The organism is Paenibacillus cookii (assembly GCF_018333375.1).
GTDB classification, from domain to species: domain Bacteria; phylum Bacillota; class Bacilli; order Paenibacillales; family Paenibacillaceae; genus Paenibacillus_AQ; species Paenibacillus_AQ cookii.
The window spans coordinates 1-15,349 of sequence record NZ_BORW01000017.1 but is presented as its reverse complement, the minus strand read 5'-3'; the positions used below and the strand labels follow the sequence as shown (position 1 = coordinate 15,349).

Sequence of the window (15,349 nt, the reverse complement as noted above, 5' to 3'; positions counted from 1 at the left end):
CACGAGTTATTATAATCGGGTACCTAGATTTTGTAAATAGTGAATATATCTTATATTCTATTTTTATAATATTAATTATACTCAAAGCCGAATAGGCCAATAAAAACTAGGATCGGAGAATGACAAACGGGAACGTCATGAACCCGATATCGCCCCCAAAAAAACGGACCCCGGAAATCGTTCCGGGGCCCGCTGGTTAAGACGGTATTGGCAAAAATTCCGCCGCGAAGTTCAGGTTTGTTGCTGTTCGGAAACACGGGTTGCGATCGCGGAGGTGGACGCCCTTTCGATCAGCCGCACCGGCACGAGCGCCCGCTCGCCGGGCCTGCCCCGGTCTTCGATCCGCGAGGCGATCAGCTCGGCCGCTTTGCGGCCGATTTCGCTGTAGTCCTGGGCGACGGTGGTCAGCGGCACTTCGACCAGGCTCGAAATCATATGGTTATCGAATCCGGCGATGGACAGCTGCCCCGGCACGTCAATGCCTAGCCCGATGGCGCTGCGCAGCAGCTCGACCGCCAAATGGTCATGTTCGGCCTGAATCGCCGTCACCCCGAGCTCCATCGCCTTGGCGACGAGTTTCGGGTAGAAGGCATTCGCGTCCTTGTCGGCTTCGCGGTAAAAGTCGGTGATCACAAGTTCGGGATCGATCGGCAGCCCGTGATCCCGCAGCGCTTTGCAGTAGCCTTGGTACCGGTCGCGGACCGTGCTGCGGAAATCGATGCTGATGCTGGATATGAACGCGATTCGTTCATGCCCCAGCTCTAGCAGATGTTTTGCGGTCATGTAGCCGCCTTTGACGTTGTCCGAGACGACGCTCGTCACCGGCAGGCTGTCGGCGTACTGATCGATCATCACGAGCGGATAGTCGTTCCAATACAGCATGTTCAGCAAATCGATGTTGCTGCTTGTGCTCATCGGATACAGGATGATGCCCGCCGAGCCGTTTTTCGGAATCCGGAGCAGAAATTCGCGCTCGCGTTCGCTGCTCCAGTTACTGTTGTGGATGCTCAAATAATAACCTTTCGAATCCAGGTAATCCGTTGCGCCTTTAATGAAATCAAGCTCGCTTGTCGCCATGTAGGGCAAAACCATGGAAATGATCGGAGCGGCCGTGGACGCAGCGCCGCCTTCGAACGCGTGTTTCGGCTCCTGCTTCTTGACGTAGCTCCCGCTGCCGCGCTTGCGGTAGATCAGGCCTTCGCGTTCCAGCTCGATCAGGGCTCGTTTGGACGTGATCCGGCTGACGCCGGACTGCTCGGCCAGCTCCACTTCGGTCGGAAGCTGCTCTTCTTCTTTGTAATGACCGGTGAGGATCTTTTCCTTCAAGTCTTCCATGATGATCATGTATAGCGGTTTTTGGCTTGACTGCATCCCACTCACTTCCAGTCTGTCCTTTTATTCACATACTAATGCCTCGATTGATTATATCAAATTAAGGTTTGTATATGCAAACTATATACCTAATATGATACATCCAGTATGTAAGCCAAAGCATAAGCGTTCATCTTCCTATGTTCTTTCTCCGGTTTATATAAGGGCGGCCCCAGCCCAACTTGCCGGCTGCAGCCGCTCCCCGCCTCTGATCGATGGAATCTGCGTTACGTAGGAACTTTAAAACGGGAGACTCCCGTTTACGGCTTAAGAACGGCCGCTTGGCAGCGGTCCAAAAACTCGACCATCCGCGCATAAGCGACTTTTTCGTTCGCCTTTTTCGTTATGCCATGGCCTTCATCCTCAAAGACGATATATTCGACGTCGCGCCCTTTCGCCCGCAGCGCCTCCACGATTTGGTCCGATTCGGCCTTGACCACGCGCGGATCGTTTGCGCCTTGGATGATGAGCATCGGGTTGACCATTTGGTCGAGATACGTAATCGGCGAATCCTTGACGAAACGTTCGCGGTCGCGCTCCGGATCGCCAAGCCACTGCTCCATGACCGGTTTCCAATGGTCCGGCACCGAACCGTAAAACGAAAACAGGTTGCTGACGCCGAAAATGTCGATGGCCGCCTTGAAATATTCCGGATTCCGCCCGGCCAGCAGCAGCGTCATGTAGCCGCCGTAGCTGCCCCCGACCACGAACAGGCGATCCGGGCTCGAAATGCCCTGCTCGAACAGCCAATCCATTCCGGCCAGGCAATCCTTCCGCGGCCCTTCGCCCCAATCCTGCTCCACCAGCTTCGTAAACGAGCTCCCGTAACCGGTGCTGCCGCGGAAATTCGGGCAAAAAATGTTGTATCCCCCGGCCAGGATATATTGGAACATCGCGCGGAATTGCTTGCGTTCCGCCGCCTGCGGCCCGCCGTGCGGCCAAAAGACGGTGCAGCCGTTGGCGGCTTCCGCTTTGGCCCGGAACAGGAGCGCTTCGATCTCCATGCCGTCAAAGGATGCATAGGTCACCACTTCCGGCGCGACAAGATCTTCCTCCGTCAGCCCGGTCAGCACGTTTTTGGTGAGCATCGTCCACCCGCTTCCGTCGTAGCGGTAAATGTTCAACGGCTTCACCGCGCCTCGTCCCAGGATATACAGGTTGCCCGAAGCCGCGACAAACATCTGCTCGAGAATATCGACCGGAAGCGGGATCGGCGTCAGTTTCCCGCTGTCCAAGGCGTATGCGTAGAGGCGGTCTTCGACGCCTTTTTCCGTCACGATATAGACGGTTTGCGTTTCCTTATGCAAGCGAAGGGCGCCGATCGATTCCCGGTCGATCCCGCACAGCCGTTTGAAAGCCCCCTCCTTGATGCTGAAATGCGCCATGTATGTAAAATCCGAATCGTAATCCGTCGCGAACACGACGTTGTCGTTATCCAGAAACTGCACGTTGCCCGACATATGGGGCCGCTCCGGAGACGGAGTAAGGCAGACCTCTTGGCCGTTTTCGAGCAAAAGATAACTTACGTAGTGGGTATTGGCGTACATTTTGGTGTAGGCAAAGGTCTTTTCGTCCGGACTGACGGCGCTGATCATGGTCACCGTGTCTTTGCCTTCCAGCAGCAGCCTGTCCTGCTTCGATTCCAGATCGTAAACACGGGAGTTAAGGAAATTCGGATTGTCTTTGGAGGTCGTGTAATAAACGCGGTTGCCGTCTTCGGACAGATGCACGAATTCATGTTTTTCGTCCGGCGATGCGTTTTCGAACAGCGGGAGCGGCTCGCCGCCGTTCCAGCGAAGGGCGTGCAGCTGGTAGTTTTCGTTCCCGTCCCGGTCGAAGGCCGTAAGCAGATGTCTGCCCTGCGGGTCCGGCTTCACGAAATTGCACATCTGATCGTTGTACGTGAGCGGATACGGGTACTGCGTATCCCCGTTTAAATCCATCGCCCACAAATTGAATTTGCCGTTCAGCGTGCTGCTGAAAACCAGCCGCTTTTCATCTTTGCTTATGCCGAAGGAACGAATGAGATAGGTTTGAAAAAACTGCTCTACGTCAGGCCTCGGAAATTGGATCATGATTATGCAACTCCTTCTCCCTGAAAATGGACCTCCGGTCAAACCGGGGCTTGCTTCATATTATAGTCGATCCATGGACCGGATGACCACTTCGGGCATGCCTCGCGAATTCCGCTTTTGCCCGCAAAAAAAACGGCTGCCTGCGTTTGCCCCCGATCGGGCAAGGCAGGCAGCTCGCTTCAGCTGCTGAAGGTTAAAATATTCAGGCGTTCCGGGCCATCCGCTCTTTGGAGCCGAGCTGGCTCAGCATATCCGTCGTCATCGCATCCAGGTCGTATCGCGCCTTGAAGCCCCATTCTTCCGCGGCGGCGGAAGCATCGATGCAGTCCGGCCAGCTCTCGGCGATGGCCTGTCTTTTCGGATCGACGTCGTATTCCAGCACGAAGGAAGGCAGCACCTTGCGGATCGAAGCGGCGATCGCTTCCGGGTCGACGCTCATCGCCGTCACGTTAAAGGCGTTGCGGTGCTTGAGCTTCGAACCGTCCGCTTCCATCAGCTGCACGATCGCATCAAGCGCGTCCGGCATGTACATCATGTCCATGAAGGTGCCTTTGTCGATAAACGATGCATAACGCCCTTTGCTCACGGCAGCGTAATAAATCTCGACCGCGTAATCGGTCGTGCCTCCGCCGGGAGGGGTCACGTAAGAGATGAGCCCGGGAAACCGCAGCCCCCTCGTGTCGAGTCCGTATTTATGAAAATAGTAGTCGCAGAGCAGCTCCCCCGATACCTTGTTCACGCCGTACATCGTCGTCGGGCGCTGGATCGTGTCCTGCGGCGTATGGCTTTTCGGCGTCGACGGGCCGAAGGCCCCGATGGAGCTTGGCGTGAAAAACTGGCAGCCGAGCTCCCTTGCCGTTTCCAGCGCGTTGACCAGCCCGCCCATGTTCAGGTTCCAGGCGAGCAGCGGTTTTTCCTCCGCCGTTGCGGAGAGGAGCGCCGCCAAATGAATGACCGTGTCCACCCGATGGCGCTTGGCGAGCTCGAACATCGCTTTTCCGTCGGTTACGTCCAGCGTTTCGAAAGGGCCGGATCGCGTCACCTCATGTCCGGACATTCGGATATCGGTCGCAACGACCTGATCGGCGCCGTACAGTTGTCTCAGTTTCGCGACCAGTTCGGACCCGATCTGGCCGAGCGCTCCCGTCACCAATATTTTTTTCATCGTTATTCCTCCCCTGTTGGCTTCCCGGCAACCGGACTTGCAGCATCCCGCAATCGATCCCGCTTAAATAATCCCCAGCTCTTTGCCTACGCGCTCGTAGACGGCAAGAACCTGATCCAGCATTTCCTTGCTGTGGGCAGCCGTCGGCATGTTGCGGATCCGTCCGGTTCCTTTCGGCACCGTCGGGAACACGATCGCTTTGGCGTATACGCCTTCCTCATACAAACGTTTGCTGAATGCCTGGGTTTTGACTTCGTCCCCGATAATGCACGGCGTAATGGGCGTCTCGCTGTTTCCGATGTCGAAGCCGATTCTTTTCAGCCCGTCTTTCAAGTAATTCCCGTTGTCCCACAGCTTCTCGATCAGCGTCTTGTCGTTCATCAAAATGTCGACCGAAGCGATGCAGGCGGCCACGGGCGCTGGCGGCAAAGCTGTCGAAAACAGGAACGGGCGGCTTCTCAGCTTCAGCCATTCGATCAGCTTTTTCGAGCCGGCCACGTAACCGCCGACGACGCCGATCGCTTTGGAAAGGGTGCCGATTTGGAAATCGATCCGGTCCGACAAGCCGAAATGCTTCACCGTCCCGGCTCCCCCGCCCAGCACGCCGGATCCGTGGGCATCGTCCACGTACGTGATCAGATCGAACTCTTCGGCGATTTGCACGATTTCGGGCAGCTTCGCGATGTCGCCGTCCATGGAAAACACGCCGTCGGTGATCACCATGATTTTGTTGTACAAACCGGATTCCTTGGCGGCTTTCGCCTGCGCTCTCAGGTCTTCCATGTCCGAGTGCTTGAACCGGATGATTTTCGCCTTCGACAAACGGCAGCCGTCGATGATGGAGGCATGGTTCAGCTCATCCGAGAGGATCGCGTCGTTTTTGTCCATGACCGCGGATATGGCCGCCATGTTGCAATTGAAGCCGGACTGGTAGGCGATGACCGCTTCCGTATGTTTGAATTCGGCCAGCTTGCGTTCCAGCTCCAGATGAAGATCCAACGTGCCGTTGATCGTCCGGACCGCCCCCGCGCCTGCGCCGTAGGTTTTTGCGGCTTCTATGGAAGCGTTTACCAATCGTTCGTCCGTAGCGAGCCCCAAATAGTTGTTGGAGGACAGGTTGATCAGCGTTTTCCCTCCGATCAGGATGGTCGGTCCGTTGGGTCCTTGAAGCGGGTCAATGACGTTGTACAAGCCTTTGCTTTTTAAATCCTCGATGTTTTCCGTTAAAAACCGGTCCAGCGAATGACTCGGCATGCGAATCCCTCCTAAATATACATGTGTCCGCAATCAGAGGACATTAATATTGTTAAAAACCCTTTATATACAAGTGATTATGTATATTCAATGTAGCACCTTTTTTAAGTTTTGTACATCCACCAAGGACATTATTTGCAAAATATTTTTTGCATGCCGCATGTTTGCCTTCGAAAGTTCCTGCCTGGTCCGGCGGCAAAAAGTGGTTGCCAAGAACGGCAAAAAGAGCTAAAGTGAACGTATGTGAACGATATGAACATAAATGAACGAAAAGGGAGTGTTTCTTTTGGAAAGAAGATATGCATCGCATCCGCGGGAAGTAAAACAGTTCGATACGGCGCGTTTGCGCGAAGAATTCCACATTCCGGTGCTGTTCACCCCGGACCGTCTGGAGCTTGTCCTCACGCATGAAGACCGCATGATCATCGGCGGCGCGTTTCCGGTGAACGAATCGGTGCGTCTGGACGTGGATTTGAAAGAGCTCGGCGTAGGTTACTTCCTGGAGCGCCGCGAAATCGGCATCATCAACGTCGGCGGCAAAGGCACGGTCATCGTCGAAGGCGAGTCTTACGAGCTGGACCACAAGGAATGCCTGTTCGTCGGCATGGGCAACAAGGAAGTCGTTTTCAAAAGCGAAAGCGCTGCCGCTCCGGCCAAGTTTTACCTGAATTCGGCGCCTGCCCATCAAGCGTACCCGACCCAAAAGGCAACGCTCGCCGATGCCGAATCGGCCGATCTCGGCTCGATCGAAAATTCCAACGAACGCACCATCTACCGCTTTATCCATCAGAACGGCATCCAAAGTTCGCAGCTCGTCATGGGCATGACGCTGCTCAAAACGGGCAACATGTGGAATACGATGCCTGCGCACGTGCATCCGCGCCGGATGGAAGCATACATGTATTTCGACCTGCCGGACGATGCCGTCGTGTTCCATTTGATGGGCGAGCCGAGCGAAACGCGCCACATCGTCATGCGGAACGAGCAAGCCGTCATTTCTCCGAGCTGGTCGATCCACAGCGGCGTGGGCACAAGCAATTATACGTTTATTTGGGGCATGGCCGGCGACAACAAAATTTATACCGATATGGACCCGGTGGACATGAAGGAATTACAATAGTACGTAAATGCATTCAAGTTTAACCCTGATTCGAAATGAGGCTTGTACATGAACCCGATCCTGCGGCACGAGAAGATTATGGAAGCGCTGCTGACAAATCAAGAAGTTACGGTGGCGGAGCTTAGCGACATATTGAAGGTCACGGGCAAAACCATCCGCGAAGACCTGACCAAGCTGGAGGAGCAGGGGCTCATTCGCCGCGTTCACGGCGGCGCCGTTTTGGCCCAGGCGGACCAATTCGGCATATTGCCCTCCAAAGAGCCGATTTCCAAAAACCTGGAGATGAAAAAAAACATCGCCCAAGCGGCGCTGAACCGCATCGTGCCCGGCGACATCGTCGCCCTCGACGGCGGCAGCACCACGCTGGAAATCGCGCGCCTGCTGCCCAACCAGCCGTATACGGTCATTACGAACGACGTCTATATCATCAGCGAGCTTTCCAAAAAAGACAAAATCAATCTCGTGGTTCCGGGCGGTTACCGGGTGCGCAACATCTTGACCGGCCCCGAAGCCGTGGCGTACGTCAAAGAGCTTAACATCCAAAAAGCGTTTATTTCGGCGACCGGCATCCATCTGGAGCACGGGCTGTCGGTCTATACCGGAGAACTGCTCGCATTCAAACGGGCGCTCATCGACACCGCCCGCGAAAGGATCGCGGTGGCGGATCATCATAAATTCGGGCAGACGGCGCTCCGGACCTTTGCCCGGCTTGAGGAACTCCACGGTCTCATCACGGACGACGGTTTGCCGGAAGCGGTGCTTGCGGAGTACCGCAAAGCCGGCCTTCCGATCGAACTTGCGGGAGACCGGTGAAGGATAAAGTCACAGTCAAGGAGCGGATGAAAGCATGAATCTGTTTAGTTTGGAAGGCAAAACGGCGCTGGTCACCGGCACCTCCGGCGGCCTGGGTCAGGGCATCGCCATCGGGCTCGCCGAAGCCGGCGCGAACGTCGTGTGCGTGGCCCGCGGTTCATCCGAAGCGGCCGTCGAAAAGGCCGCGGCTTTGGGACGCAAAGCTTCTGCCGTCAAGGCCGACCTGAGCGATGCCTCGGGGCTGCAGGCCGTGTTCGACGAAGCTTTGCAGCTGACGGGCAGCATCGACATACTCGTCAACAACGCGGGGACCATCCGCCGGACCCCTGCCAAAGACCACAGCGAAAAAGACTGGTTCGACGTCATCGACCTGAACCTGAACTCCGTGTTCCTGCTGTCGCAAATAGCCGGCAGGCATATGATCGAACGCGGCAGCGGCAAAATCATCAACATTTGCTCGATGCTCTCCTATCAAGGCGGCATCAACGTGCCGGGATATACGGCAAGCAAACACGGCGTCGCAGGTTTGACCAAAGCGCTTGCCAACGAATGGGCCGCCAGCGGCGTACAGGTCAACGGCATCGCGCCGGGATACATGATCACGGATAATACGGCGCAAATTTTGGCCGACGAACAACGCAAAAAATCCATCACCGAACGGATCCCCGCCGGACGTTGGGGAACGCCGGAGGATATCCAGGGCGCGGCGATTTTCCTCGCCTCTTCCGCATCCGATTACGTCAACGGCCATGTCCTCTGCGTGGACGGCGGCTGGATGGCAAGATAAAACGAAACAAGGCGTGCTGCCCGGGTTTTCCCGACAGGCACGCCTTTTGCATTGTCCGCCCCCCCCTCTTTTATGCTATCGTCATGATCAAATATGCAGTTCTGTATAAGGAGAATCGAACATGCAAGGATACAATGTCGTCATGATCTACAGCAAAGACATGGACCGGCTGCTGATGTGCAAACGCCTGAAAGATCCGTACAAAGGCTTAAGCAATCTGGTGGGCGGGAAAATCGAACCCGGCGAGCGCGGCATGGATGCCGCTTACCGGGAGCTTATGGAGGAAACCGGGATCTCCCCGGAAGACGTGACGCTTCATCACGTCATGGATTTTACGTATTATTTGAGCACTGTTACGTCGAGGTGTATGCCGGCAGGCTGAAACGCGACGTCGATGCCGTGGGCGACGAAAACGAGCTGTATTGGAGCGATCTTGGCCAAAACTTTTTCGACATGACCTTGTACGCAGGCGAAGGCAACATCGGGCATATGATCGAGCAGGTCAACATGAGCGGCATTTTGCAGCAGTCAAAGGAATAAGCCGGCTGCAAAAAGCTTGACCGTAACTGTTAAAAAACAAATCCGTTCAGAATTTGATCCAAGGTACTTGACTATGACGTTAGGTCATAGCGCATAATTCTCACTATTAAACGACTTGGAGTGAGAGTTATGAATATAAAAACACTGCGTTCAGATCGGATTTACCAAAAAGTTGCCCAGGCTTCGCCCGAAGAAAAACTTGAATTGTTCCGAAACGAAATGATGGCCCCCTTTATGAAGCAATGGCAAATTCAACAGATCCCTTTTAAAGCTGAAGAGCCGCATGGGTTTGATGTGATTGCGTTTAATAGCATGATGCATCGGTCCCCTGATCAGATTACCCCTCTGCTTTCGGAAGAGATCGGGCTGATTTCGTCCGAATCCTTTTGGCAAGAGTGTGAGGAGGCTGTGAAGAAAAGCTTGTCTCTATTTGTAGAGCATGGAATAAACCTCCCCGTAACCGATTATCTGTTTACCGTTCAACTCGGGAATCCTGAAAACCGTTCCTTAACTATAAACGAAGGATACAGCGGCTTCGGGGGCATTCCCGGGTTTATCTGGGGCACGCTCTTGCCGAATGGGTACACGATTCCCCGGATGAAGGTTGCGCTGGCGCATGAATGCAACCATAACGTGCGTTATCAATTTATTCGGTGGGATCATACCGTTCATTTGGGCGAACTCATTGTCAGCGAAGGATTGGCTGAAAACTATGCCACGCTCATGTTTGGCGAAGAATGGCTCGGCCCTTGGGTAACGAAAACAAACGCAGACACGCTGAACAGGCACATCAAGCCTGTGATTAGAGAGAAATTGAACGTAACCGGGTTTGATCAAATCGCTCCGTATCTTTACGGCGACGAGATCGCGAAACTTCAAAACTTTACACCGGTCCATATGCCTTATAGCGCCGGTTACGCTTGCGGATATTATTTGATCCAATATTATTTAAGAAAAACAGGAAAAACGATCTTTGAGGCCACCCTAACGCCTGCTGATCAAATACTTGACGAAGCAAAAGGATTTTGGGATGAAGAAACCATTATTAACGGTTAATGATATTGTCCAGATTACGGGCATTACCAGCCGGACCCTGCATTATTACGATAGAATTGATTTATTCAAACCGACGCATCTGACGGAAAAAGGGTATCGCCTATACGACCGAAGCAGTTTGGAAAAACTTCAAACCATTTTGTTTTTAAAGGAATTGGATTTTTCCCTGAAAGACATTGCGGACTTTTTAAAGTTGCCCAAGCAGGAACAGCAACAAACATTGAAAAAACAAAGACAAACCTTATTATCGAAAAAACAAAGACTGGAAACCATCATGGCAGCTCTCGAAGAATATGTATCGGGTAATGATATTAGTCATTTGCAGATCTTCAACACGACCTCCGCTTTGCCCTTGAAAGAACAATACGCGAATGAGGCAAGATGGGTTTACGGCGAAACCGAGGCGTACAAATCGTATAATGCAACGTTGGAACAAATATGTCCAGATGAAAGAGAAAAGCTTTTTTCCTCCATGGAGGAAATTTTCAGGCAAATTGCGTCTTGCATCCATCAGGATCCTTCCTCCGATGAAGTGCAGCGATGGATCGGGGAGTGGAAAAACATGTTAATGCAATTCATGCCGTGCGATGCAGAGTTGCTGGCTTGCATTGCCCATACCTACAAATTCGATGCCCGGTTCAAAAATTACTTTCATCAATACAGCAATGAGGATTTGGCAGATTTTCTTTACCGTGGAATTATGCATAATATCAAATAACCGCCCATCAAAACGACGAAAGCGGCGATGGACGTCAAAGATCGCAAAAAGAAACCCTGTTCCTCCGTAAGAAGGACAGGGTTTCTCTGATAGGTTGGCGGATAAGCCAAGCCTTTTCTTAGAGCAGCGATCGAAAGAACGCCCGTAACCGGAATCGTTCGCCTCGCATCATTTATAACCTTGCATGAATATCGGGCTATACCAGCACCGCAAACGCCTCGTATGGCCGCAGCCTCATCTTTTCCGTCAAAACGATTTCCGGATAAACGGTCACCCGCACTTTGCCCTCGACGAAATCGCGGCCGAGCGCAAAATCAAGCGGCTCCTTGCTCCAGTTCGATACGATCAGAAAACGCCTGCCCGAAAGGCTGCGCTCATAGGCGAACACATGGGCATCTTCCGGAGCGGCCAGCTTAAATTCCCCGTTGACCAAAAGTCCGTTGATCAGCGGATCGCTCCGCAGCAAGGCCAATTGATCGTAAAAATCCAGCAGCGATTGCCGGCTGATCTCCCCCCGGGCTTGATCCGCAGGCCAAACCGGAGTTTGGGCGCCCTTTTCTGCCGATGCCCCGGCGGCGGCCGTTTCGGCGCGCTGCTCGCACACCGCTGCCGGGCGATCCTGGCCCATGGCCGCACCGCCATCCATCCCGGGAGTTCCCTGCATCAGCTGCAGCGTCAAAGCCATGGATTTGGCCGATTCCAAAAGATAGGATCCGCTCATCATTCCGCCGCCCCGCCGAACTGCCGGGAACGGCATTCCCTCCCATCCATGGTTAGTGCAGCGTCCGTGCCGTCGCCGCCGCATCGGCGGCTGCCGTCCGGGCGGACTTCCACTTGATCGACGCCACGGCGCTTGCAAGCGCCAGGATGACGAAAATCACCCCGACCCAAGCATTGTAATAGACCGAGGAGCTTTCGATCACGATCCCGCCGACCGCGGAACCGACGGCGATCCCGACATGCGTCGCCGAGCTGTTCAAGCTTTGCTGAATGTTGGACGATTCCGGCGCCGACTTGATCAGGTAGCTTTGCATCGACGGAGAGATCGACCAGCTGAGCGCGCTCCACACCAGCATGACGATCAGGCATACATACATCGAAACGGTCGAAAGCGGCATCAGGAACATAATGACCGCAAATACGCTTACGATCGCCAAAATGCTTTTTTCCGCCCCGAACTTATCCGTCACCCAGCCTCCGAATCCGCCGCCGAGCACGGCCGCAATGCCGAACAGGAGATAAAACAAGCTGAGCACCGACGGGCTCAAATGCAGCGTCTCCTGCAAAAACGGCGTCAAATACGCGTAAAGCGTCAAATGTCCGGTCAGCATCAAGACCGAGATCAGCTGCCCGAAAATGATTTTTCCGTTCTTCAGGGAAGCCAGCTGACGGCGCAGCGGAATGGCCGGCTCCGGCTCCGTTTTCGGGATCAAAAGCTGAATCGCGACAAGCGAAACGACGGACAACACCGTGATCATCACGAAAGGCGCGCGCCAGCCGAACGCGTTTCCAAGCATCATGCCCAGCGGCACCCCCAGCACCAGCGAACCGCTCACGCCCATAAAAATGACGCCGATGGCTCTGGCCTTAAATTCCTCGCTGGCCATTCTTGAAGCCATCGTGATCGACAATACGGTAATCAGCGCGCTGCTGGCCGCCGACAAAATCCGCGCGACGACCATCGTCGCAAAATTAGGGCTGACCATCGACAGGACGTTCCCGGCAATAAAGACGAGGAGCGCGCATTGGTACAACCGCTTCCGCTCCATGCGTGCCGTTGCCGTCAGCAGCAGCGGGCCGGAAATCGCAAACACGATCGAATACAGCGTAATGAGCTGCCCGGCGGCGCTTAGGGAAATGTGAAGATCCCTGGAGATCAAATCCAAAATGCCGCCGACGATCAGCTCGACCATGCCGGTCACGAAACAGGCTATCGCCAAAATGTAAATTTTAAAATTCATATGCCGGTGTTGCTCCCTTCTCTCTGGTTGTCGCTCTTTGGTTACTACCGTAATAGTAACTTATATCAAATTCGTGAGCAAGCACATTTTTTTCCTTCCAGGCTCAGCTGCCCAAGAAGTCGCATCCGGCGATTCATGAGCCGTTTTTGACTCGTCTTCCGGCGGATCGCATAAAAAAGCGGGCAGAGCATAAGCTCCGCCCGCTTGAGGGGATCGTCTGTCAGCGTCCGACGCGGATCAGTACCGCAGCTGCAGGAGCTGGGCCATGATTTCCTTGTCGTTCATCAAAACATCATGATATTTGGTCGTAATTTGGGTCAGCAGCACGTCATGGTGGAAATAATCCGTAAAGACGCGCACAAACGGCTGCGATCTTGTTTTGATCGCCTGCCAGGAGCCGTCTTCCATGCCCGCAAAAATCGCTTCCGCGTCGTCCACGATCAGCAGCCTGAATCGTTCCAGCGTCACATGCTGCTCGTTCGGCTCCATCACGGCCAGTTTTTTCAGCCCGCTTTGGACTTCCCCGACCGATAGCGCCTCGACGGCAACGCCTTCGCGCTCTTTTTCCTCGAGGATCGGCAAAACCGTTTGGAAATCGTCCTTCCACGACGAATAGCGGATCGAACTTTTCGCTTCCAGCAGCATTTGCTTGATCTGGGCGTGGATCGAGGCGTCGGCCTTCAAACTCCAGACGCGGTCGTCCACGATCTCTTTTTTCGGCTTTTGCCGCTCAAGCTCCTGGATATCCGCCTGAAACTCGGCCGTCAGTTTTTCGACGACAAGCGGAATCGGCAGCGCCGTATACAGCTTTTTCTTTTCGGAAATCGACTCGAGCACCATCCCCTTCTCTACCATCCGGGAAATGACCTCGTAGATTTTTGCCTTGGGCACGCCCGAATATTTGACGATCATCGTCGCGTCCATCGGCTGCACCGACTGCGCCAACGTTTCATAAACTTTGCTTTCATACTGGGAAAAACCGAATTTATAGAGCAACTTGTCCAACTCCCGATCTTTCGAACTTGGTATTAATGTACCATAATTCAGGCATCCAATGTCAATTTTCATCATGCTGTGCCAATTGCTGTTTGAAACAAGCTGCGCAGCATCCATCCCCCGGTATTGAACTACATCTCGATGCTTTTACGAGAGAACTATCCGTTAGTCATTGGGCTGGGGACCGTCGGATTCCGTTCAGCTAACCTTTCTGATCTTTAGCCATCCGGACGAACCATATGAAAGCCAGCTGCCCAACAGGGCAACTGGCTTCTCACGGGAAAGTTACTCTCCGAACAATTCCGTCATTTCATTAACGGCTTGATCGCATATTGCGGTTTGACGGAACCGGGACGCCTTTGCCGTCAGCCGCCTTTGCGATTTTCGTGCCGCGAACCGATGCCGCACCATATACAACGAGCGCCGTCCAGATGAGCGCGAAGCCGATGAGCAGAACCGGCGAAACCGATTCCTTGAACACGAATACGCTCAGCAGCAACATGATCGTCGGCCCGATGTATTGTACGAAGCCGAGCGCGGACAGCGTCATCCGGGCGGCCGCCCGCGCAAAAAAGAGCAGCGGCAGCGCCGTTACCACGCCGGAAAGAAGCAGTTCGACGAACATGGACGCAGGCAGCGTCCATGCCGTCGCCTTTCCCGCGGCGGCCAAATAGATCCAGTAGCCGAGCGCGACGGGCAAAACGACAGCCGTCTCCGACAACAAGCCTACGGAAGCGTCTTGCACGATCTTTTTCTTCGCGAGGCCGTACAAGCCAAACGACGCGGCCAGCGAGATCGCGACCCACGGGAACCGCCCGTAGTCGATGGCGATGATGAGCACCGCGGCGCCTGCGATGGCAATCGCGAGCCATTGGCCGCGGTTTGGCTTCTCGCGAAGGAAGAAGACCGCTAGCAGGACGTTCAGCAGCGGGTTCAAATAATAGCCGAGACTAGTCTCGACGACATGGCCGTTGTTGACTGCCCAGATGAAGATGAGCCAATTAGCGGCGATCAACAGCCCGCTGGCGGTGAGCGCTAGCAGGAGCGAGCGGCTAGCCGCAATCCGCTTCATGTCGCCCCAGCGGCGCTGGACGGCGACGAGAATACCCATGAAGACGAACGACCAGACAACCCGGTGTGACAGAATTTCGCCTGCCGGCACATGGTCAAACAATTTCCAATAAAGAGGGAGAACCCCCCACATGATATACGCGATGATCGCGTTGATCAATCCGTTGTTCATCATTCATTCCCCCTGCTCTCTCTGATGTCTGAACGGATTATACGCCTCGATCGTCGCTTTAGTAAAGTAAATTATTGGTTGGCAGTCGACGCACTTAACTTAATAGATGCGCAATTTATTCGTAACTCAACTTTCGCAGCTTAATTTTCCGAACAAAGCCTTGATATAATTGGGCAAACTCGCAATCCATTGCTGGAGTTGACATACAACGGCAGACTGATCCCGTTTGGATTTTGCTTCCGTGAACGCC

15 protein-coding genes are annotated in these 15,349 nt (G+C 54.1%); 7 read left to right on the top strand and 8 right to left on the bottom strand.

Annotation, left to right across the window (positions count from 1 at the left end; genetic code table 11):
- Positions 1-231: 231 nt before the first annotated feature.
- From KI367_RS15750 to KI367_RS15735, 4 genes are all read right to left on the bottom strand, one after another.
- Entirely contained in the window at positions 232-1,371 is a 1,140-nt protein-coding gene (locus KI367_RS15750; protein ID WP_212950812.1) for a GntR family transcriptional regulator, read from the bottom strand.
- A 260-nt stretch (positions 1,372-1,631) separates the two neighbouring features.
- The gene (locus tag KI367_RS15745; protein WP_212950810.1) at positions 1,632-3,446 is read right to left on the bottom strand and encodes a S9 family peptidase; all 1,815 of its coding nucleotides are present in this window, start codon (positions 3,444-3,446) and stop codon (positions 1,632-1,634) included.
- Between the two features lie 202 nt (positions 3,447-3,648).
- Positions 3,649-4,611 carry an L-threonine 3-dehydrogenase gene (locus KI367_RS15740; protein ID WP_212950808.1) on the bottom strand — a complete coding sequence of 321 codons (963 nt, stop codon included), beginning with the start codon at positions 4,609-4,611 and terminating at the stop codon, positions 3,649-3,651.
- 63 nt (positions 4,612-4,674) lie between these two features.
- Entirely contained in the window at positions 4,675-5,865 is a 1,191-nt protein-coding gene (locus tag KI367_RS15735) for a glycine C-acetyltransferase (protein WP_212950806.1), read from the bottom strand.
- A 286-nt stretch (positions 5,866-6,151) separates the two neighbouring features.
- On the opposite strand from KI367_RS15735, the gene kduI reads away from it, so the two are divergent.
- From kduI to KI367_RS15705, 7 genes are all read left to right on the top strand, one after another.
- Positions 6,152-6,985, top strand: coding sequence for a 5-dehydro-4-deoxy-D-glucuronate isomerase (gene kduI, locus KI367_RS15730; protein ID WP_212950804.1), 834 nt, complete (start codon positions 6,152-6,154; stop codon positions 6,983-6,985).
- Between the two features lie 48 nt (positions 6,986-7,033).
- Positions 7,034-7,798, top strand: coding sequence for a DeoR/GlpR family DNA-binding transcription regulator (locus tag KI367_RS15725; protein ID WP_036706788.1), 765 nt, complete (start codon positions 7,034-7,036; stop codon positions 7,796-7,798).
- A 34-nt stretch (positions 7,799-7,832) separates the two neighbouring features.
- Positions 7,833-8,585 (top strand): 2-dehydro-3-deoxy-D-gluconate 5-dehydrogenase KduD, encoded by a 753-nt coding sequence (gene kduD / locus KI367_RS15720; RefSeq protein ID WP_212950803.1) that lies wholly within the window; start codon positions 7,833-7,835, stop codon positions 8,583-8,585.
- A gap of 121 nt (positions 8,586-8,706) precedes the next feature.
- Positions 8,707-8,967, top strand: coding sequence for an NUDIX hydrolase (locus tag KI367_RS27210; RefSeq protein WP_246536992.1), 261 nt, complete (start codon positions 8,707-8,709; stop codon positions 8,965-8,967).
- A complete protein-coding gene (locus KI367_RS27205) occupies positions 8,949-9,125 on the top strand; it encodes a hypothetical protein (protein ID WP_246537005.1) in 177 nt (58 codons plus the stop codon). Before KI367_RS27210 ends, KI367_RS27205 begins: the two co-directional genes overlap by 19 nt.
- Positions 9,126-9,254: 129 nt before the next feature.
- A complete protein-coding gene (locus KI367_RS15710) occupies positions 9,255-10,181 on the top strand; it encodes a DUF2268 domain-containing putative Zn-dependent protease (RefSeq protein WP_036706779.1) in 927 nt (308 codons plus the stop codon).
- Positions 10,156-10,899: a MerR family transcriptional regulator gene (locus KI367_RS15705; RefSeq protein ID WP_036706776.1), complete on the top strand. Its 744-nt coding sequence runs from the start codon at positions 10,156-10,158 to the stop codon at positions 10,897-10,899. The genes KI367_RS15710 and KI367_RS15705 overlap by 26 nt, the downstream gene beginning before the upstream one ends.
- 196 nt (positions 10,900-11,095) lie before the next feature.
- On the opposite strand, the gene KI367_RS15700 is transcribed toward KI367_RS15705, so the two are convergent.
- The 4 genes from KI367_RS15700 to rarD all read right to left on the bottom strand — a co-directional run bounded on the left by KI367_RS15700 (position 11,096) and on the right by rarD (position 15,099).
- Positions 11,096-11,620 carry a hypothetical protein gene (locus KI367_RS15700; protein WP_212950801.1) on the bottom strand — a complete coding sequence of 175 codons (525 nt, stop codon included), beginning with the start codon at positions 11,618-11,620 and terminating at the stop codon, positions 11,096-11,098.
- Between the two features lie 52 nt (positions 11,621-11,672).
- Positions 11,673-12,860, bottom strand: a complete 1,188-nt coding sequence (locus tag KI367_RS15695; protein WP_212950800.1) for an MFS transporter — start codon at positions 12,858-12,860, stop codon at positions 11,673-11,675.
- 237 nt (positions 12,861-13,097) lie between these two features.
- Positions 13,098-13,856, bottom strand: coding sequence for a TrmB family transcriptional regulator (locus KI367_RS15690; RefSeq protein ID WP_036706774.1), 759 nt, complete (start codon positions 13,854-13,856; stop codon positions 13,098-13,100).
- 313 nt (positions 13,857-14,169) lie between these two features.
- On the bottom strand, positions 14,170-15,099 hold the full coding sequence (gene rarD, locus KI367_RS15685) for an EamA family transporter RarD (protein ID WP_212950798.1): 930 nt from the start codon (positions 15,097-15,099) through the stop codon (positions 14,170-14,172).
- Between the last annotated feature and the right edge of the window lie 250 nt (positions 15,100-15,349).